This is a genomic window from Kitasatospora sp. NPDC058190, assembly GCF_042883685.1.
Classification (GTDB): Bacteria; Actinomycetota; Actinomycetes; order Streptomycetales; family Streptomycetaceae; genus Kitasatospora.
Genome location: NZ_JBHVVI010000072.1, coordinates 13,466 through 31,183, shown reverse-complemented (window position 1 = coordinate 31,183; position 17,718 = coordinate 13,466). Strand labels below are relative to the sequence as shown.

Here is a 17,718-nt window from a genome sequence, read left to right as displayed (position 1 = left end):
GGCCGGGGAACGGCACGAGAGCGGGGTGACCCACGAGGGCCTGTGCCCGCGCGAAACGCGCGGGCACAGGCGCCGGCCCGCTTTGCGCCTACCCGGACCGGGAGGACGCCGAGCCGGTGGTGCAGGGGGTGTCCTGTCGGCAGGGCACGTTCTGGCTCAGTCCGGAGGAACTCGCCGAGCTGGGCAGCCGTACGGCCGTTCAGCCGTTCGGGCTTCGGCCTCAGACCTTCTTCACCACGCTGGACTTGAGCTGCATCGCGCCGAAGCCCTCGATCCGGCAGTCGATGTCGTGGCCGTCCACGCCGTCCACCAGGCGGATGTTGCGGACCTTGGTGCCCGCCTTGATGCCCGAGGCGCTGCCCTTGACCTTGAGCGCCTTGACCACGGTCACGGTGTCGCCGTCGCTGAGCACGTTGCCGACCGCGTCCCGGATCTCCCGCTCGCCGGCGCCGGCCGCCTGCTCGGCGCCGCCCTCGGCGGGCACCCACTCGTGGCCGCACTCGGGGCAGACCATCAGGGCGTTCATCTCATAGGTGTACTCGCTGGAGCACGAGGGGCACGGGGGGAGGTTGTCGCTCATTCGCTCTGGTGTCCTGTCTGTGCTGCCCGGGCCGTCGGCGCGGGTTGTCGGCGACAGGTCACCCTCTATGAACTTGAAGAATTTTTCAAATCGACATCCCGAGGGCGCCCCGGGGGATCGGTGTCACCCAGGCGTGTCGGCGCCGTGGACGCGGGCGCCCAGGACTGATATCCAGACCACTGGCAACCGGGCGGGGTGGGCGGCCGGGCCCGGACGGACCACCAAGAAAGCAGGGGCGATGCGCAGAATTCTGATCGTCGGCGCCGGGCAGTCCGGCCTCCAACTGGCCCTCGGGGTGCAGTCCCACGGCTACGACGTGACGCTGCTGACCGACCGCACCGCGCAGGAGGTGCGGGACGGGCGGGTGCTGTCCACTCAGTGCATGTTCGACTCCGCGCTGCGCACCGAGCGCGCCCTCGGCCTGGACCGGTGGGCCGAGCAGGCGCCCCGGATCGAGGGGGTCGGCGTGTCGGTCTCCGGGCCGGAGTCGGCGCGAGTGATCGACTGGGTCGGGCAGCTGGGGGCCTACGCGCAGTCCGTCGACCAGCGGCTGAAGATGTCCGCCTGGCTGGAGCTGTTCGCCGAGCGCGGCGGCCGGGTGGAACTGCGGCAGGTGAGCGCCGCCGACCTCGAACACCTCGCCCGCTCGTACGAGTTGGTGCTGGTCGCGGCCGGCAAGGGCTCGCTGGCCTCGCTGTTCGAGCGCGACGAGGAGCGGTCCCCGTACACGCGGCCGCAACGGGCGCTGGCCGCGAGTTATGTGTACGGACTCGCGCCGCGCCCCGAGCACGACTTCCCGGCGGTGCGCTGCAACGTGGTGCCCGGCATCGGCGAGCTGTTCGTCATGCCGGTGCTGACCGCCGCCGGGCCCTGTGACGCCGTGCTCTGGGAGGCCGTCCCGGGCGGCCCGGCGGACGCCTTCGACGGGCTCCGCGACCCGGCCGAACACCTACGGGTGACGCTGGAGTTGATGAAGACCTTCACACCTTGGGAGCACGACCGGGCCCGCTCCGGCGTCGAGCTCACCGACTCCGGCGCCACCCTGGTGGGCAGGTTCACCCCGACGGTCCGCCGACCGATCGGCGAACTTCCGGGCGGCGAGTCGGTGTTGGGCGTCGCGGACGTGGTCGTCACCAACGACCCGATCACCGGCCAGGGTTCCAACAACGCCGCCAAGTGCGCCGCCGCCTACCTGGAGGCGATCCTGACCCACGGCGACAAGCCCTTCGACCGGGACTTCCAGCAGGCCGCCTTCGACCGATTCTGGACGACCTGCGGGCGCGTCACCACCGCCTGGACCAACGCGATGCTCATGCCGCCGCCCCCGCACGTCCTCGACCTGCTCGTCGCGGGCGGTCAAGTCCCGGCCGTGGCGGACCGGTTCGCCAACTCCTTCGACGGCCCGGCGGACCTGGAGGAGTGGTTCCTCGACCCCGGGAAGGCGGAGGCCTATCTGGCCTCGGTGGCGTCGCAGGGCTGACCGCTGGTCCGGCGGAGGCGCGATCAGAGGTCAAGAAATCGCCAAGTCCCCTGCGAAAGCGCCCAGATCATGGTGGGTTCGGGTCAACCCCGGCCGACCGGGGGAACATGTGGGCACAGAACGCGAATAACAGGAGACATGTGGTGGCGGTCGACGGCAGCAACATGGCGCACGCTGTGATCGATACGGCGGTGAAAGAACGCACGCGCCTCCACAACGGCCGTAGCCGGACGACGGCGTTGGTGGTGCTGGGGCTCCTCGCCGCCTTCGGCCTGTTCCTGGCGCTGGTGGTCGGCAAGTCCGACCCGACCAGTGCCCCGACCTGTGACGGCAAGACCATGACCCGGGACAGCGAGTGCCGGATCTGGTCCAACCACGGTGGCGGGGGCACCTACAGCTACGACGAGATGATCGACCGCCGGGAGTCCTCGAACGGCGTGTGGCGGGTGGTCGGCTTCGGCGGCGCCGGCCTCGCCGTGGTCCTGATGCTGGTGGCGGCCACCAAGCTCAACCCGAACCGCCCCTGGGGCAAGCCGGTCGCCGCGGCCTGCCCGCGCTGCCACCAGCCGACCCTGCGGGAGAAGTTGACCGTGCACAGCATCTCCCGGGGGCGGACCACCTACCGCTACAGCGGGATCGTCACCCTCTGTACGCCCGTCTGCGGCTTCACCGCGGTGCGCCAGCGCTGACGGCGAGCGAGCGAGCGGGCGGGTCGGATCGGGACCGGGGCCGGGTGCTGATGGGCACCCGGCCCGGTTGCGACTCCTGTGCCCTGCATCAGCTGGCGGGCATCAGTTGATCGGCTCGGGGTGATGGACGGGCAGGCCGCCGAGGAGGGTGTGAGTGGGGTTGAGGTCGCGCAGGGCGTCGGCGGGGCAGTGGGCGGGGTCGCGGTCCCAGATGGTGAGGTCGGCGAGGCGGCCGGGGGTGAGGGCGCCGCGCAGGTGGTCCTCGCCGAGCAGGCGGGCGGCGTTGGTGGTGTGCAGGGCGATGGCCTCGTCGTAGGTGATGGCGTGCTCGGGCCCTTGGACCCCGATGACGGTTTGGCGGGTCGTCATGCCCCATACCGAGCGCATGGCGCCGAACCGGCCGACGGGAAAGTCGGATCCGGCGGTCACCAGGGCGCCTTGGTCGAGCCAGCCCCGGGCGGGGAAGACCGCGGCGACGCGTTCCGGGCCCCAGAAGCCCAGTTCCACCTCAGCGGTGTCGTGCAGCAGCGGCTGCTGGATGGTGACGGGGATGCCCAGAGCGGCGGCGCGTGCGCGCTGTTCGAAGCCGGCCAGGCCGCCGTGCTCCAGGACGAGGGTGCCGGCGGGCAGGCCGGGAATGCGTTGCAGAACGCGTTCGTAGACGTCGAGGAGGACGCGCACCGCGCGGTCGCCGAAGGCGTGGGTGCCGACCTTCCAACCGCGGCGGACGACGGCCTCGACCGCCTCGACGAGTGCGTCGGGCTCCCAGGTCAGCGTTCCGGAGAAGGCGTGGTCGCAGGCGTAGGGCTCTTCGGTCGCCGCGGCCTCCAACCCGCCGTCGAAGCCGAACTTCACCCCCCACACCCGCAGCCAAGGGTCGGCGCTGCAACGCCAGTCCTCCATGGCGTCGAGCAGGTCCTCCACCTGCGCCGCGCTGGTCAGGCCGAACGTCGCGATCAGGGCGCGGACCCGGGTGCTGAGTGCGCCGGCCTCGCGGGCGGCCAGCAACGTCGCGTAGTCCTCCAGGGAGACCGCGCAGTCGCGCACGGTACCGATCCCGGTGGCGGCGTACTGGCTGCTGGCCAGGCGAAGCCCGTCGATGCGCTGGGCCCGGTCCTGCGCGGGAACGAACCGCTCCACCAGCCCGAGGGCGTTGTCGATCAGCCGGCCGTTGAGCCGGCCGTCGGCGTCGCGCCCGATCACGCCGCCGGGTGGGACGGGGGTGTCCTCGGTGATGCCCGCCAGGCGCAGTGCGTAGGTGTTGACGACGTCATTGTGGCCGCCGCGCTTGACCAGGACGGGGTGGCGGTCGGTGGCCTGGTCGAGTTCGGCGGCGGTGGGCATGCGCCGCTCCGCCAGGTTGAGTTCCTGCCAGTTGGTGGTCGTGCGGATCCACTGGCCCTCGGGGGTGATGGCGGCCCGGCGGCGGATCAGGTCCAGGAACTCGGGGATGGTGCGCGCCTGGTGGACGGGGACGTCGTGCGCGCCGAGCCCGGCGAAGATCAGGTGCGTGTGGGTGTCGTCGAAGGCCGGCAGGACGGCGGCCTCGGGCAGATCGTGGACCGTGGTGCGCGCGGTCACCAGGTGGTCGAGACCGTTCGGGTCGGGAGAGAGGGCGGCGATGCGATCACCCCGCACAGCCAGCGCCCGCTGCGGGCCCTGGCCAGGCGCCAGCGTGTGAACCGCCGCGGCCCGGATCAACAGATCGGCACCGTGTTCCGTCATGGTCTGCTCCCGCATCAGCTCGACGTTCTGGATCGCAGCGGGCCACGGGACAGGTGGGCCGGACAGGCGACCGGCCCACCGTTGTTCCGCGCATCCGCTGACCAGACCGTTGTAGGGGAGTTCAGCACTTTCCCCCAGATTTGGCGGCTCTTCGGGCAGAAACACGCCACGAACGCGGCCTACCATGCAGATCATGCGCCAAATGCTCGACGAGACGGACCGCCGGATCGTGGCCGCCCTCCTCGCCTCGCCCCGCGCCTCCTGGCGCGACATCAGCCGCTGCCTCGGCCTGTCGGAACGCACCGTCGTACGCCGCGCCACCCCCCTGTACGCCGACGGCACCCTGCGCGCCACCGCCGTCCGCAACCCCGCGCACTTCCCCCACCTGATCCCCATGGCCCTGCGCATCCGCTGCCGCCCCCAGAAGATCCGCCAGGTCGCCGGTGCTCTCGCCCGCCGCCCCGACACTCTCTGGGTCGACATCCTCGGCGGCGGCGACGAGATCTCCGCGATCTTCTTCCTCGACGGCCCCGATGCCCGAAACGCGCTGCTGCTGCGCGACCTGCCCGCCACCGACGCCGTCGACTCCTGGACCGCCCACACCCTGCTACGCGTCTTCCCGACCGCGTTCCACTGGACCGCCGGCCTACTCACCCGCGAGGAAACGGCCCGGCTCGCCCCCGACCCGCCGCCCACGCGGCCCACGCCGCCCACGTCCCACGACATCGACACCGCCCTGATCACGGCCCTGACCGAGGACAGCCGTGCCACCTACACCGACCTCGCCCGCCGCGCCGAGACCACCGCGCTCACCGCCCGCCGGCGCCTCGATGCACTCGTACGCGGCCAGGCTCTGCGCCTGGCCACCGAGGTCGACCTCACGCTGCTCGGCGCACACGCCGAAGCCCTGCTGTGGATCAACGTGCGGCCCGGCGCCCTGGAGCAGACCGCAAAGACTCTCAGCGTCCACCCACAGGTCCGGTTCACCGCGGCCACCACCGGCCCCGCCAACCTCCTCATCGCCCTCGCCGCAGCAGACCTCGAAGCCCTCTACAGCTTCCTCATCACCACCGTCGGCTCCCTGAACGGGATCACCACCCTCGACACCACCCCACTCCTGGCCACCGTCAAACGCACCGGCCTGACTCGCCGGTCCTGACGCACACAACCCGGACTCTCCGTACCACCGCGACCACGGGCCAGGTCGTCCACGAGGGCGAGCCGGCCAGGACCCACGCCCGGGACCACGGCAAGCACCCGCTCGGTGGGTGCGGACTGTCCGCACGCGGCTCGCTCCCATGTCCGACCGGCCGTGGCCGATCGGACGTGGGAGCGGCGCTCACCCGGTGAAGGGCTGCCTCACAGCGCATCGGCAGCCCTTCACCGGGATGTGAGGGCGGGCAGGTCAGACGGGTAGGGCGGCGAGCCAGTCGGTCAGGAGCCGGTTGATCTCGGCGGGGCGTTCCTGCTGGATCCAGTGGCCGCAGCCGTCGACGACGTGGGAGGAGACCAGCCCCGGCAGGGTGGTCGGGTACGCCTTGATCGCGTCGGCCAGCCAGGTTGTGGAAGCGTCCATGCTGCCCCCGACGAACAGGGACGGCTGGGTGACGGGGGCGCCGTGGAAGGCGGCGAGGTCCTCCCAGTCGCGGTCCATGTTCCGGTAGCGGTTGAGTGCTCCGGTCACACCGGTGCGTTCGAACTCCCCGGCGTAGACGTCGAGGTCGCTGTCGTCGAGCCAGGCGGGCAGCCGGCCGAGCGGGAACCTGTCGCGCAGCGTTCCGCCGTTGCTGACGAAGTGTGGATCGGGGGCGCCGGGTGCGGGCATGGTGTCGGCCGACAGGGCCCCGTAGAAGCCCGCGAGCCAGCCGCGCACGTCGGGCTCGATCTCGGCCTCGGCACGGCCCGGCTCCTGGAAGTACGAGACGTAGAACTCCTCGTCCCCGCCCAACCGGGCGAAGACGTCGCTCGGGCGGGGCCCGCCGGGCGGGGTGTAGGGAACGCTCAGCAGCCCCACGGCGCGGAAGACATCGGGGCGGAGCAGGGCGGAGGTGGCGGCGATGGTCGCGCCCCAGTCGTGGCCGATGACCACCGCCGACTCCTCGCCCAGGGCGTGGACCACCGCGACATTGTCCTCCACCAAGTCGAGCATTCGGTAGGCGTCCGTCGCGAGGGGCTTGGAGGAGCGGCCGTAGCCGCGGACGTCGATGGCGACCGCACGGTATCCCGCAGCCGCGAGGACCGGCAGCTGGTGGCGCCAGGAGTACCAGGACTCAGGGAAGCCGTGGAGGAGGAGGACCAGCGGTCCGGCGCCCTGCTCCGCGAGGTGGATCCGGCCTCCCGGCGAGGGGACCAGCCGGTGGGTGATCTCCGTGACGTGCTGCGACATGCGTCTCCTCCAGGATCGTGAGTCGGCGGTGCCCCCGGACGGCGCCCTTCCGCCGTCTTCGTCGACCCGACGTCGATCATGCGGAAGCCCTCGTTGAAAAGGCGAGGCCGTTTGCCGATTCAGCAAACCCGGCCGTGGGCGGTGGGACCGGAGGCCTGCGCGCTGCCGCCCGCACTCCAGGGATACGACGGCGCTGACGTACGTGAAGACCTGATCGACGCGCTGCACGGGGCCTGGCCGTCCGCTGCGCTCGCTTGACGGACGCAGTCGGGCGGCGATCTTCGCGGGAATTCGGCGCAGGGAACTGGCGGTCCGCCAGCACCCGCTTCGGCGCGCTCCACGGCTACCCCGAAGACCGCATGGACATCAGCACTTCGGCGCCCCCACCCCCGCGTTCGGCGCCGCCCGCCCACTGTCGTGCCGACCGAACGGGCTGTCAGTGGAATCCCTGAAGGGGAGTCAGTCGGCCAGGCCCAGCGGATCGGGGGCGGTGTCGAGCAGCTGCGGGCCGTTGGGCGCGCGCACGCTGTTGACGGTGGGTGGGACGGCGCGCACCCGCAGGGCGCCGTCGGCGGGGCGGCGCAGCAGGTGGTGGAGCTCGGCGGGGTCGGTGTGGGTGGGGGAGAGCCAGACGGGCACGTCGTCGGGGGCGATGGTGAGCGGCATCCGGTCGTGGACGCGGCCGGCCGAGTCGGTGGCGTCGGTGGTGATGATGGTGGCGGTGGCGAGCCAGGCGAGCGGGTCGTCGTCGGCGCGGGTGCGGTCGCGCCAGAACTCGTAGAGGCCGGCCATCAGCATCACGCCGCCGGTGCTGAGGAAGTACGGCTGCTTGTACTTCTTGCGGTCGGCGGTGGCGGGGACCTCGCGCCACTCGAAGTAGCCGTCGGCGGGGATGACACAGCGGCGGGAGGCGAAGGCCTTGCGGAAGGCGGGCTTGGTGTCGACGGTCTCGGAGCGGGCGTTGATCATCCGGGCGCCGCCGGACGGGTCCTTGGACCAGGAAGGGACGAGGCCCCAGCGCAGCGGGCGCAGTTGGCGCAGCAGCTCGCCGGTGTCCCGGTCGAGGCGTTCCAGCACGGCCGGGATCGGGTCGGTGGGGGCGACGTTCCAGCTCGGCGCGAAGGTTTCGGCCGGGTCCCAGCGGAGCTCTCCGAGCAGCGAGACGAGGTCCTGGGGTGTGGTGGTGGAGACGAAGCGGCCGCACATGCCCCCAAGCCTGCCACCCGGCACGGACAACCGGAGCTTTCAGCGCGCCGGGTGGCCGCCCGGGGTGTGGCCGCCGTGGCCCGGGGTGTGGCCGAAGGTGCGGCGGAAGACGTCGATGAAGGCGCTGGCGGAGGCCCAGCCGCAGCGGTGCGCGACGGCGGTGACCGGCTGCCCCTCGGCGAGCAGCACCAACGCGTGGTGCAGCCGCAGCTGGGTGCGCCACTGGGGGAAGGTCATCCCCAGGTCGGCGCGGAACAGCCGGGAGAGCGTGCGGTCGCTGGCGCCGACGGCCCGGCCGAGTTCGGCGAGGGTGCGGCGGTCGGCGGGATCGGCGTGCAGCAGCTCGCACAGTGACCGGAGCAGGGGCGTGGTCGGGGTGGGCAGGTGCAGCGGCTGCTGGGGTGAGGCGCGCAGCTGGTCGAGCAGGACGGCGCGCAGCCGGGCGCGTTCGGGGCCGTCGTCCTCGGGAGCGCGGGTGTAGGCGACGATCAGTTCGCGCAGCAGTGGGCCGACGGCGAGGACGGTGGGCCGGTCGAGGGCGAGCGGGTTCTCGGTGGCGGGCAGGCCGACGAGGTGGAGTTCGAGTTCGCCGTGCGCCTGGTGGGAGTGGATGGTGCCGGCCGGGATCCAGAGCGCGCGGTGGCCGGGGGCGACCCAGGAGCCGGCGTCGGTGGTGATCGCGACCACGCCCCGGGCGGCGTAGGCGATCTGGTGGTCGTCGTGGCGGTGGGCGTCGATCCCGGTGCCGGAGGGCAGCAGCTGGGCGCGGGTCGGTGCGACGGGATCGTGGCGGATCTTCGACATTGGCTGGCAGATTATCGGAAGTCCGACAAGGGGTGCGGACTCCAGCATGGCGGGGTGCTGAAACTACCGTCAGAAAACCAGTCGGGGAAGCCGACCGTATCGCCGTACAACTCGGCGATCACGCTGCTGTCCGTCGGACACGCCTGCGTGGACGTCTACCAGGGCGCGGTGGCCGCCCTGGTGCCCTTCCTGGTGGCCGAGCGCGGCTACGGATACGCCGCCGTGTCCGGTGTGGTGCTGGCCGCCTCGTTGCTGTCCTCGGTGGCGCAGCCGCTGTTCGGGGCGCTCACCGACCGGTGGCCACTGCCCTGGCTGCTGCCGGTCAGCACGCTGCTGGCCGGCGCGGGCATCGGGCTCAGCGGGGTGGGCGGCTCGTACGGGCCGACGCTGGCCTGTGTGGCGCTGTCCGGCGTCGGGGTGGCCGCGTACCACCCGGAGTCGGCGCGGGTGGCCCGCTCGGTCGGGCAGGGGGCCGGGCACCGGGGGATGGCCTGGTTCTCGCTGGGCGGCAACCTGGGCTTCGCGGCGGCGCCACTGCTGGTCGCCGTGGTGGTCGAGGCCGGCGGGCTGCGACTGACCCCGCTGCTCGCGCTGCCGGCCCTGGCGGGCGCCGCGCTGTGCCTGCCGGTGCTGCGCGAGCTCGCGCGGCGGCGGGTCGCCGGGGCGGGCGCGGTGCGGAAGGTGGGCCGAGACGACCGGGCCTCCTTCGTGAAGCTGTCGCTGGCCGTGGTGTGCCGCTCGATCGCCTTCGTCGGCCTGAGCACCTTCCTTTCCCTGTTCGCCACCCAGCGCCTCGGCGGCGGCACGGCGGCCGGCACCGCCGCGCTGGTGGTGCTGTACACGGGCGGCGCGGTGGGCTCGGTGCTGGGCGGCGCGTTGGCGGACCGGTGGGGCCGGGTCGCGGTCGCGCGCTGGTCGTACCTGGTCGGGGCGGTGGCAGTGGCCGGGGTGCTGCTGGTGCCGGGCCCGGCGCTGTACCTGTTCGTGGCGCTCACCTCGGCGGGCCTGTACGTGCCGTTCTCGCTGCAGGTCACGCTCGGGCAGGACTACCTGCCCAGCCGGATCGGCACCGCGAGCGGGATCACGCTCGGGCTGACAGTCAGTGTCGGCGGCCTGGTCAGCCCGCTGATCGGCGCCCTCGCGGACGCGACCTCGCTGCGGACGGCGCTGCTGCCGCTGGTGGCGATGCCGGTGCTGAGCTGGGCGCTGTTCCGCACCCTGCCGGAGCCCGCCGCACCGGAGGAGGAGGCGGTGCCCGCCGCAGCCGGGCGGTGACCACCGGGGGTTTGGGCGCCACCGCATATGGTTCATTAGTGCTACGGTCGTTCATAAAACGATAGATCAATGGCTGGGGCCGGAGTACGACGCGATGCAGACGGTCCTGACCTCGATCAACCAGCGGAAGGGATGACGACGATGAAGGTGCTCGCCCTCGGCGGAGCTGGTGGGATGGGCCGCGTCGCCGCCCGGGTCGTCGCCGGGCTCCCCGGCGGCCGGGAGCTGGTGATCGCCGACCGCGATCTGGACGCCGCCCGCCGCACGGCTGCTCAGCTCGCGGGCTCCGGCTCCGGCGCGACGATGTGGCCCGCGCCCGTCCAGGCGTTGGTTCCGCCGGTGACCGCCAGGGCGGTGATTCCTGCCTCGGCGAGCTGCCGGCAGGCGGTCTGGGCGCGCTGTCCGGCGGCGCAGACCACGGCGAGCTCGGTCTTCCCGGCGGCGGAGCGCAGTGCGGGCAGGGCGCGCTGGAGCTGGTCGAGCGGGATGTTCAGGGCGCCGGGGATGTGGCCGCCGGCGTACTCGCCGGGGAGCGGACGTCGATGAGGGTGAGTTGTCCGAGGCGGGGCTTGAGCTGCTCGACGGTCAGCGACGTGGTCATGGGAGCGGGGGTCCTCTCGGGATGGGGTACCGGCGCGACCGGGCGGCCCTGGCCGGGGAAGTGGAAGGGGACGGGAGAGCCGGTCAGCTCAGGGTGGTGACCAGCATCAGGACGGCGACGGCGAGCAGGGCGATCGCGAAGGCCCGCTGGAGCGTGCGTCCGCTGAGCTTGTCGGCGAGCCGTTTGCCGTCCCAGGCGCCGAGGATCGCGGCGCCGGTGAAGGGCGCGGCGACGGCCCAGTCGATCGAGCCGGTCGCACCGAGGCGGGGGAGCAGGGCGGCGAGGGAGTTGGCGGTGATGACCAGCAGGCTGGTGCCGACCGCCTCGGCCATGGTGAAGGCCAGCACCGAGACCAGGGCGGGCACGGCGAGGAAGCCGCCGCCGACGCCGAGCAGTCCGGTGACCGCGCCGAGTCCGGCGCCGGCCGCCGTGGAGCGGCCAGGTCCGGCGGCGGATCGTTCCTGCTGTTCCGCCTTGGGCGGCACCAGCATCCGCCAGGCCGCGAGCGCCGCCAGCACCGCGAAGGCGCCGGTCAGCAGCGTGCCCGGTAGGTGGGCGGACAGCGCCCCGGCGGCCGCGGCGGCGGGTAGTCCGGCGGCGGCGAACAGCGCGCCGGTGCGCCAGCGCACCCGTCCGGCCCGGGCGTGGGCGAGCAGCCCGGTCAGTGAGGTGGCCGCGACGATCACCAGGCTCGCCGTGGTGGCCAGCGCCGGGGAGAAGCCGAGCAGGTAGACCAGGGCGGGTACGGCCAGCATGCTGCCGCCGCCACCGAGCCCGCCGAGTGCCAGTCCGACCACAGCGCCGGCGGCGAGCGCCAGGATCAGCGTGGTCATATGACGCGCCCGGTGCCGCCGTGCGGCGTGGTGACCGGCAGGCCCGCCTGTGCCCAGGCGCCCATGCCCCCGGCGACGTTCAGCACCTCGGCGCCGCGCGCGGCGAGCAGTTCGGCCGCGCGCTGGGAGCGGTTGCCGGAGCGGCAGATCGCGAGGACGGTCCGGTCGGCGGCCTCGGGCGGCAGCTCGACTCCGGCGGCCAGGCCGATCAGCGGCAGGTGCAGGGCGCCGGGGGCGTGTCCGGCGCTGTACTCGGCGGCCTCGCGGACGTCGAGCAGCACGGCGGCGCCGGTGCGGGCCAGTTCATGGGCCTGGACGGGTGTGGTCTGCCCGGGGGCGGGCGGCAGCTGGGGCATGCGTTTCTCCAGTGGTGCGGGCCGGACCGCTGCGGTCCGGCGCGTCGGGGGTGCCGCGATCTTCGCGTCGCTGAGCCCGTACGGGCGGTGGCGGTGGCGCGGGCCTCTCCTCGGCTCCGCCCGTACGAGCTGGTGCCCGGTCCGGCGGCGGCCGGTTTCCCCTCGACGCCCACCATAGTACCCCCGGGGGTATTATCGAAATTGTTCGTCGATGCCCCGGCCCGTATCGGCCCTGGAGGTCGCATGCTGGTGGATATACCGGTGGAGGTGTCACGGCATCCGTGACCACGCCCGGCGCCAGGCGCTGCCCAGGAGGGGTTGCCTGGCCGGCCGCGCCTGCCTCGGCCCGGTCGGATTAGATACCCCCGGGGGTAAGCTTCAGTGTGTAGTCAGCCCGCCAGACCCCGACGAGGAGACAATCCCGTGATCTTCAGCCAGTAGTACCTAGACTGCCTCTCCCAGGCCTCCTACCTGATCGCCGACGAGACCACCGGCCAGGCCGTGATCGTCGACCCGCGCCGGGATGTCGACGAATACCTCGCCGACGCCACGGCACGCGGCCTGACCGTCGTCGGCGGGGCGTGCGTCGGGGGCGCAACTCGCAGGGGGCCCGCTCCTGTTCGCGGGGCGGGCCACCACGCAACTCTCCTGACAGTGGCTCCTGGGTTGCCAGGATCAGGCGGGGAGGCGCCAGATCTGGTTGGCCGAGGCCTTGCAGTCCCAGATGATCAGCTGGGGGCTTGCGAGGCTGGATCCGGGGTCGTCCAGGCACTTGCCGGACTGGGGGTTCATCAGGGTGCCGTCGGCCTGGGCGATCCACTGCTGGGCGCCGCCGCCGTTGCAGTGGTAGAGCTGGACGGGGGTGCTGTCGGTGGTGCCGCTGTGCAGGACATCGAGGCACTTGCCGAAGACCTGGACGGTACCGTCGCCGGGCATGGTCCAGGACTGGTTGGCCTTGCCGGTGCAGGGGTAGAGCTCGACGGGGTTGAAGTCGGCCGTTGAGCCGCCCTTGTCGTCCAGGCACCAGTTGTTGTAGCCGCCGACCGGGCCGGGGCCGCGGCCGGTGCCGAAGGTGGTCGAGCCCCACGCGTCGGAAATCGGGGCGGCAGCGGCGGAGTTGGCCAGGTACGGCAGGCCGTACATGTCCTCGACGGTGCGCAGGACGTTGTAGTGGTTGATCGTCTCGCCGTAGCTGCCGGGCTTGACGTCGGCGCCGTAGAAGACGGTGGGCATGTGGTTCGCCGGGGTGAACTCGTCCTCGTCCCAGGTGACGACCAGCAGGCTGTTGTGGGTCTTCGCCCAGGCCGCGTATCCGCCGAGGGTCTTCTTGACCCAGGTGTCGCCCTCCAGGATGTTTCCGTCGTGCATCGACTCGTACTGGTTGCCGTGCACGAAGGTGACCGTCGGCAGTGCGGCGTACCCCGTCGGGTCGGTCGGGAAGCCGCAGTCCTGGCCGGCGGTCGGGGACGGGCAGTGCAGCCACTTGTCGAGCGGGTTCGGCGCGGTGGCGGTGCCGGGCAGGTCGGCGAAGCGCAGCCAGGCGGCCGGGGTCGCCTCGTCCGAGTAGTCGCCGAAGCTGTAGCCGTGCTGGGCCAGCTCGTTGGGCAGGTTGTCGGCGTTGATCGAGCCGACCGGCGGGGGTGTGCTGTTGGTCAGGCCCTGGGTGGAGCCGGAGAGCAGGGCGTAGTAGTTCGGCAGGCTCGGGTGCCACACCCCGTGCGAGTCGCTGAACGACGCGCCTTGCTGCGCCAGCGAGTTGATGTAGGGCGCCTGGGCGGTGTTGCCGATGATGGAGGTGTAGTCCTCGTTCTCCATCATCACGATGACCACGTGGTCAGGCGTCGGCAGCGCGGTGGAGGCGTGGGCGCTGGTGGTCGGCCCGGCCACTACGCTGGCGGCGGCGAGCGCGGTGGCCAGCAGCGCGCCGAAGCGGCGGCCATGGGCCAGGAGTCGGTTCATGGGGCCTTCCCTGGGGAGTGGAGCGGATTCCGGAGCCGTTGGTGGCACCCGGCCAGGGGATGGCTCGGCGCGCCCGAGGGATCGCCGTACGGCTCGTGGCAGGGAGGACCGTAGTTCGAACCTGCATGGAAAATCATGGTTCCGCACAAGAGTTGGCTAGCAGTCTGCCTTTGCTCGACCGGCGGGCCGCCGCTGTTCACCGGGACTTCACTCAGAGGCTCGTGGTGCGGGCCGGCGGTGTCGGTGGCGAAGGCCTGGGTGACCGAGGCGGTGGCCGGAGCGCCGGTCTCGGCGAGGATGGCGGCGAGGCGGGCGGACCGACAGGTTGCGTCTACTCCTGTGCTGACTGGGGGAGTTGCGGGTGGTCGGCGTCATGAGTAGTGGGGCCCCGGGTGCCGGGAGGGATGCGGGCGTGGACGGGCGGCGGCTGCTCCTTGTCCGGGGTGGGGGCGTGGCCGTCGCTCGGCGCGTCAGTGGGTGGTCCCCTCCGGGGTGCGCAGGTCGGTGGGGCGGGTCGAGGCGGTGAGCAGGGCGCGCAGGGCGTGGGCCGCCGTGGCGGCGGGCAGGGAGGGCTGGGCCCGGTCGAGGACCTGTTCGGGCAGGGCGGGCACGTGGACGAAGCCGCCGCGGGCGGCGGGGCGTTCGGTGGCGAGCAGGTGCATCAGGGCGTAGAAGACGTGATTGCAGACGAACGTCCCGGCGCTGTGGGACAGGGAGGACGGCAGGCCGGCCTCCCGGACGGCGGCCACGCACGCCTTGACCGGCAGGGTGGCGAAGTAGGCGGCGGGGCCGCCCGGGACGACGGGCCGGTCTATCGGCTGTCGGCCCGCGTTGTCCGGGATACGCGCGTCGTCGATGTTGACGGCGATGCGCTCGATGCTGATGTCGGGGCGGCCGGTCGCCTGGCCGAGGCAGACCACGACGTCAGGGTCGCTGCCGTGCACCGCCGTGCGCAGTTCCTCGGCCGCCCGCCCGAAGACGCAGCTCAGCCGGACGGGGGTGACCTCCAGCCCCTTGGGCGGCTCGTCGGCGACGAGGCGGGCGACCTCCCAGGACGGGTTGAGGGTGGCGCCGTCGAACGGTTCGAAGCCGGTGAGCAGGACCCGGGTCATGGGCGGGCAGGGCCTTTCTGGTGGGGTGTTCGGAATGCGGGTGGCTGGAACGGCAGTGGCCGGAATACGGGTGGTCAGAACGCGAACAGCGACATGATGGCGATGTTGCACACCAACAGAGCGCCTGCCGTGGGCAGTTGGGCCTTGATCGGCCCGTACTGGTCCTTGAGTTCGAGCAGGGTGGCCGGGACCAGGTTGAAGTTGGCGGCCATCGGGGTGGCGAGGGTGCCGCAGAAGCCGGCCAGCATGCCCACGGCCAGGATGACGGCCGGGTTGCCGTGCAGCTGGGTGATCAGGACGGGCCAGCCGATGGCGGCGGTCATGACGGGGAAGGCGGCGAAGGCGTTGCCCATGACGACGGTGAACAGGGCCATGCCGAGGCAGTAGAGCGCCACCGCCGCGTACGTGTTGCCGTCGGGGAGGAAGTGGGTGGTGATCCTGCCGACCTGGGTGCCGACACCGGTGCGCTGGAAGATCGAGCCGAGCACGGCGAGGAGTTGGGGCAGCAGCAGTGACCAGCCCATGGCCTCCACCAGCGTGCGGCCGGCGTGCAGGGCGACGACGGGGTTGCGCTCGCGGGTGAGGGCGAGGCCGACGGCCAGGGCGACGAGCGTGCCGATGCCGAGCCCGAGCAGGGCCTCGCTGCCGGACTGGAGCAGCAGGCCGCCGCCGAGGTGTACGTCCTTGAGGAGGGTGGCGCAGGTCAGCGCGACCAGCGGCAGGGTGAGTGCCGGGATGAACAGTCGGCTGCCGAGACGGGCGGCGGAGGCGGCCCGCTGTTCGGGGGTGGTGGTCGTGGGCCTGCCGCGGCCGGTGAAGCCGAGGCCGCCCAGGCAGATCATGGCGAGGACGGCCGCACCCAGGGGTGCGGCGGGCGCGCTCTTGTCGGCGACCCACGTGCCGTAGACGAAGCTCGCGCCGAACAGACCCCAGAAGGCGGCGCTGCCGAGCCGCTTGGGGTTGCTGCGGTCGGCTGCCATCTGCACGGCCATCGCGAGGAAGACGGCGCCGACGAGCCAGTACAGCCATTCGACCTTGATCACTTGCTGTCCTCCACGGTGACGGTGCCGGCGGGGCGGGGGGCGGTGAGGGTGCCGGACGCGGCGGGCAGGTCCCGGGCGAGGGTGGTGTCCAGGCGCAGCAGGCGCACGCCGTGGATGAGGGTGGCGCAGATCGCGGTGGGGATGGCCCACAGGGCGAGCTGCACCGGCTCCAGGCTGGTGTGGTAGGTCGCGTTGACGAAGCCGGTGATCAGGAGGATCGAGCCGATGGCGAGGAAGCAGTCCTCGCCGAAGAACAGGCCGACGTTGTCGGCGCTCGCGGCGAAGGAGCGCAGATGTTCGCGGGCCTTCTCGGTCAGGGTGCCGTGGCGGCGCTGGGCGGCGGCCTCCGCCATCGGCACGATCATCGGCCGCACCGCCTGGGGATGTCCGCCGAGCGCGGTGAGCCCGAGGGCGGCGGCGAGCTGCCGGATCACCAGGTAGCACGCGAGCAGGCGGCCGGCGCTGACCTTCGCGAGCCGGTTCATCAGGGTGCGGGCCTGGTCCTGCAGGCCGTGGCGCTCCAGGAGGCCGATGACCGGCAGGGTGACGGCGAAGAGCGTCACCGAGCGGCTGGAGGCGAAGCCCGTCCCGAACGTCTCCAGGACCTTCACCGGGCTGAGTCCGCCCAGCAGGCCGGTGACGACGCCGGCGGCGCCGACAACGAGGAGCGGATTTCGCCGGGTGGCGAATCCGGCCACCACGATGAGGATGCCGACAAGAACGATCATGTTCCTGGCCGCCTTTCGGAGGGGTCCACGCGGTGTAGGCGGTCATCTGTGACGCCACAGGCGCGGGAGGTTCCGGCCTGGTGGGCCGCGACCTCGCGGGGGATTGCCGAGAGGCTAGGGGATTGTGGAACAATCCGACAAGAGTTCAGGATGATTCCGCTTTTGACGGAACGTGGGGCGGTAGGAGGCAGGACTTGACCGGGGTTTTCGACGCACTCGCGGCCGACCGGGGCCGGCTCGAACGGGCCAGTGCCGCCCAGCGGGTGGCCGAGGTGCTGCGCGAGCACATCACCGAGGGCCGGCTCGCCCCCGGAACGCGCCTGTCGGAGGAGGCGTTGGGCGACGCGCTCGCGGTGTCGCGCAACACGCTCCGCGAGGCGTTCCGGCAGCTGGCCGACCAGCGCCTGGTCGTCCACGAGCTCAATCGCGGGGTGTTCGTCCGGATCCTCGAACCGGCGGACGTCGCCGACATCTACACGCTGCGCCTGGCCCTGGAGATGGCCGGCGTGCGCGCGCTGCACAGCGCGGCGCCGGAACGGCTGGCCGCGGTGCGGGCCGCGCTCGCGCGGGCGGAGGCAGCCGAGTTGCTGGGCGACTGGGCCGCCGTCGGCACCGCGGACCTGCACTTCCACCAGGCCGTCGCCGGGCTGGCCGGCAGCGGGCGGATCGACGAGTGCATGACGCGGCTGATGGCGGAACTGCGCCTGGCCTTCGCCGCCGTCCCCTCCGCACGCGCGCTGCACGAACCGTTCCTGCGACGCAACCAGGCCCTCGCGGGGCTGCTGGAGTCCGGCGAGATCGACGACGCCGAGGTCGAGTTGACCAGGTACCTGGACGACGCGCGCGCGGTGATCGTCCGCGCCATGGCGGAGCGCGGGCAGGCCCCGGGAACCGAGGACGTCGCGGGAGCCGGGCACCTCCCGGGAGACCGGCAGTGACGG

The 17,718-nt window shown here is 72.4% G+C and carries 17 protein-coding genes; 5 read left to right on the top strand and 12 right to left on the bottom strand.

Annotation, left to right across the window (positions count from 1 at the left end):
• Window positions 1-220: 220 nt before the first annotated feature.
• Complete coding sequence (locus ACFVWU_RS28560) at window positions 221-580, bottom strand: zinc ribbon domain-containing protein YjdM (RefSeq protein WP_387626255.1); 360 nt, start codon at window positions 578-580, stop codon at window positions 221-223.
• 238 nt (window positions 581-818) lie between these two features.
• On the opposite strand from ACFVWU_RS28560, the gene ACFVWU_RS28555 reads away from it, so the two are divergent.
• Together ACFVWU_RS28555 and ACFVWU_RS28550 are read left to right on the top strand one after the other, a co-directional pair.
• Window positions 819-2,060 (top strand): styrene monooxygenase/indole monooxygenase family protein, encoded by a 1,242-nt coding sequence (locus ACFVWU_RS28555; protein WP_387626253.1) that lies wholly within the window; start codon window positions 819-821, stop codon window positions 2,058-2,060.
• 191 nt (window positions 2,061-2,251) lie between these two features.
• Window positions 2,252-2,749: a hypothetical protein gene (locus ACFVWU_RS28550; RefSeq protein WP_387626252.1), complete on the top strand. Its 498-nt coding sequence runs from the start codon at window positions 2,252-2,254 to the stop codon at window positions 2,747-2,749.
• A 102-nt stretch (window positions 2,750-2,851) separates the two neighbouring features.
• Here ACFVWU_RS28550 and ACFVWU_RS28545 read toward each other — a convergent pair whose 3' ends face one another.
• Entirely contained in the window at window positions 2,852-4,474 is a 1,623-nt protein-coding gene (locus ACFVWU_RS28545; RefSeq protein WP_387626250.1) for an amidohydrolase, read from the bottom strand.
• Window positions 4,475-4,658: 184 nt separating this feature from the next.
• On the opposite strand from ACFVWU_RS28545, the gene ACFVWU_RS28540 reads away from it, so the two are divergent.
• Window positions 4,659-5,633 carry an Lrp/AsnC family transcriptional regulator gene (locus ACFVWU_RS28540; protein ID WP_387626248.1) on the top strand — a complete coding sequence of 325 codons (975 nt, stop codon included), beginning with the start codon at window positions 4,659-4,661 and terminating at the stop codon, window positions 5,631-5,633.
• Between the two features lie 246 nt (window positions 5,634-5,879).
• Here ACFVWU_RS28540 and ACFVWU_RS28535 read toward each other — a convergent pair whose 3' ends face one another.
• The 3 genes from ACFVWU_RS28535 to ACFVWU_RS28525 all read right to left on the bottom strand — a co-directional run bounded on the left by ACFVWU_RS28535 (window position 5,880) and on the right by ACFVWU_RS28525 (window position 8,870).
• Entirely contained in the window at window positions 5,880-6,860 is a 981-nt protein-coding gene (locus ACFVWU_RS28535) for an alpha/beta fold hydrolase (RefSeq protein ID WP_387626246.1), read from the bottom strand.
• Window positions 6,861-7,319: 459 nt separating this feature from the next.
• Window positions 7,320-8,066: an SOS response-associated peptidase gene (locus ACFVWU_RS28530; protein WP_387626244.1), complete on the bottom strand. Its 747-nt coding sequence runs from the start codon at window positions 8,064-8,066 to the stop codon at window positions 7,320-7,322.
• 39 nt (window positions 8,067-8,105) lie between these two features.
• Window positions 8,106-8,870 carry an AraC family transcriptional regulator gene (locus ACFVWU_RS28525; RefSeq protein ID WP_387626243.1) on the bottom strand — a complete coding sequence of 255 codons (765 nt, stop codon included), beginning with the start codon at window positions 8,868-8,870 and terminating at the stop codon, window positions 8,106-8,108.
• A gap of 54 nt (window positions 8,871-8,924) precedes the next feature.
• On the opposite strand from ACFVWU_RS28525, the gene ACFVWU_RS28520 reads away from it, so the two are divergent.
• Window positions 8,925-10,145 (top strand): MFS transporter, encoded by a 1,221-nt coding sequence (locus ACFVWU_RS28520; RefSeq protein WP_387626241.1) that lies wholly within the window; start codon window positions 8,925-8,927, stop codon window positions 10,143-10,145.
• A gap of 272 nt (window positions 10,146-10,417) precedes the next feature.
• Here the strand turns inward: ACFVWU_RS28520 and ACFVWU_RS28515 are convergent, their stop codons facing one another.
• The 7 genes from ACFVWU_RS28515 to ACFVWU_RS28485 form a co-directional block, all read right to left on the bottom strand.
• Window positions 10,418-10,633 carry a rhodanese-like domain-containing protein gene (locus tag ACFVWU_RS28515; protein ID WP_387626290.1) on the bottom strand — a complete coding sequence of 72 codons (216 nt, stop codon included), beginning with the start codon at window positions 10,631-10,633 and terminating at the stop codon, window positions 10,418-10,420.
• A gap of 196 nt (window positions 10,634-10,829) precedes the next feature.
• Complete coding sequence (locus ACFVWU_RS28510) at window positions 10,830-11,579, bottom strand: sulfite exporter TauE/SafE family protein (protein ID WP_387626239.1); 750 nt, start codon at window positions 11,577-11,579, stop codon at window positions 10,830-10,832.
• Window positions 11,576-11,935 carry a rhodanese-like domain-containing protein gene (locus ACFVWU_RS28505; RefSeq protein ID WP_387626237.1) on the bottom strand — a complete coding sequence of 120 codons (360 nt, stop codon included), beginning with the start codon at window positions 11,933-11,935 and terminating at the stop codon, window positions 11,576-11,578. Before ACFVWU_RS28505 ends, ACFVWU_RS28510 begins: the two co-directional genes overlap by 4 nt.
• Window positions 11,936-12,610: 675 nt before the next feature.
• A complete protein-coding gene (locus ACFVWU_RS28500; protein ID WP_387626235.1) occupies window positions 12,611-13,894 on the bottom strand; it encodes an alkaline phosphatase family protein in 1,284 nt (427 codons plus the stop codon).
• A 470-nt stretch (window positions 13,895-14,364) separates the two neighbouring features.
• The gene (pcp, locus tag ACFVWU_RS28495) at window positions 14,365-15,006 is read right to left on the bottom strand and encodes a pyroglutamyl-peptidase I (RefSeq protein WP_387626233.1); all 642 of its coding nucleotides are present in this window, start codon (window positions 15,004-15,006) and stop codon (window positions 14,365-14,367) included.
• A 74-nt stretch (window positions 15,007-15,080) separates the two neighbouring features.
• On the bottom strand, window positions 15,081-16,049 hold the full coding sequence (locus ACFVWU_RS28490; protein ID WP_387626231.1) for a DUF979 domain-containing protein: 969 nt from the start codon (window positions 16,047-16,049) through the stop codon (window positions 15,081-15,083).
• Window positions 16,046-16,777: a DUF969 domain-containing protein gene (locus ACFVWU_RS28485; protein ID WP_387626229.1), complete on the bottom strand. Its 732-nt coding sequence runs from the start codon at window positions 16,775-16,777 to the stop codon at window positions 16,046-16,048. Before ACFVWU_RS28485 ends, ACFVWU_RS28490 begins: the two co-directional genes overlap by 4 nt.
• 194 nt (window positions 16,778-16,971) lie before the next feature.
• Here ACFVWU_RS28485 and ACFVWU_RS28480 point away from each other — a divergent pair, with 194 nt between their 5' ends.
• A complete protein-coding gene (locus ACFVWU_RS28480) occupies window positions 16,972-17,715 on the top strand; it encodes a GntR family transcriptional regulator (RefSeq protein WP_387626227.1) in 744 nt (247 codons plus the stop codon).
• Window positions 17,716-17,718 lie beyond the last annotated feature (3 nt).

Excerpts from the sequence above, each read along its gene's own strand:
- ACFVWU_RS28560 (WP_387626255.1), bottom strand. The coding sequence starts at position 580 with ATGAGCGACAACCTCCCCCCGTGCCCCTCGTGCTCCAGCGAGTACACC.
- ACFVWU_RS28555 (WP_387626253.1), top strand. The coding sequence starts at position 819 with ATGCGCAGAATTCTGATCGTCGGCGCCGGGCAGTCCGGCCTCCAACTG.
- ACFVWU_RS28545 (WP_387626250.1), bottom strand. The coding sequence starts at position 4,474 with ATGACGGAACACGGTGCCGATCTGTTGATCCGGGCCGCGGCGGTTCAC.
- ACFVWU_RS28540 (WP_387626248.1), top strand. The coding sequence starts at position 4,659 with ATGCAGATCATGCGCCAAATGCTCGACGAGACGGACCGCCGGATCGTG.
- ACFVWU_RS28535 (WP_387626246.1), bottom strand. The coding sequence starts at position 6,860 with ATGTCGCAGCACGTCACGGAGATCACCCACCGGCTGGTCCCCTCGCCG.
- ACFVWU_RS28530 (WP_387626244.1), bottom strand. The coding sequence starts at position 8,066 with ATGTGCGGCCGCTTCGTCTCCACCACCACACCCCAGGACCTCGTCTCG.
- ACFVWU_RS28525 (WP_387626243.1), bottom strand. The coding sequence starts at position 8,870 with ATGTCGAAGATCCGCCACGATCCCGTCGCACCGACCCGCGCCCAGCTG.
- ACFVWU_RS28510 (WP_387626239.1), bottom strand. The coding sequence starts at position 11,579 with ATGACCACGCTGATCCTGGCGCTCGCCGCCGGCGCTGTGGTCGGACTG.
- ACFVWU_RS28505 (WP_387626237.1), bottom strand. The coding sequence starts at position 11,935 with ATGCCCCAGCTGCCGCCCGCCCCCGGGCAGACCACACCCGTCCAGGCC.
- ACFVWU_RS28500 (WP_387626235.1), bottom strand. The coding sequence starts at position 13,894 with ATGAACCGACTCCTGGCCCATGGCCGCCGCTTCGGCGCGCTGCTGGCC.
- pcp (WP_387626233.1), bottom strand. The coding sequence starts at position 15,006 with ATGACCCGGGTCCTGCTCACCGGCTTCGAACCGTTCGACGGCGCCACC.
- ACFVWU_RS28485 (WP_387626229.1), bottom strand. The coding sequence starts at position 16,777 with ATGATCGTTCTTGTCGGCATCCTCATCGTGGTGGCCGGATTCGCCACC.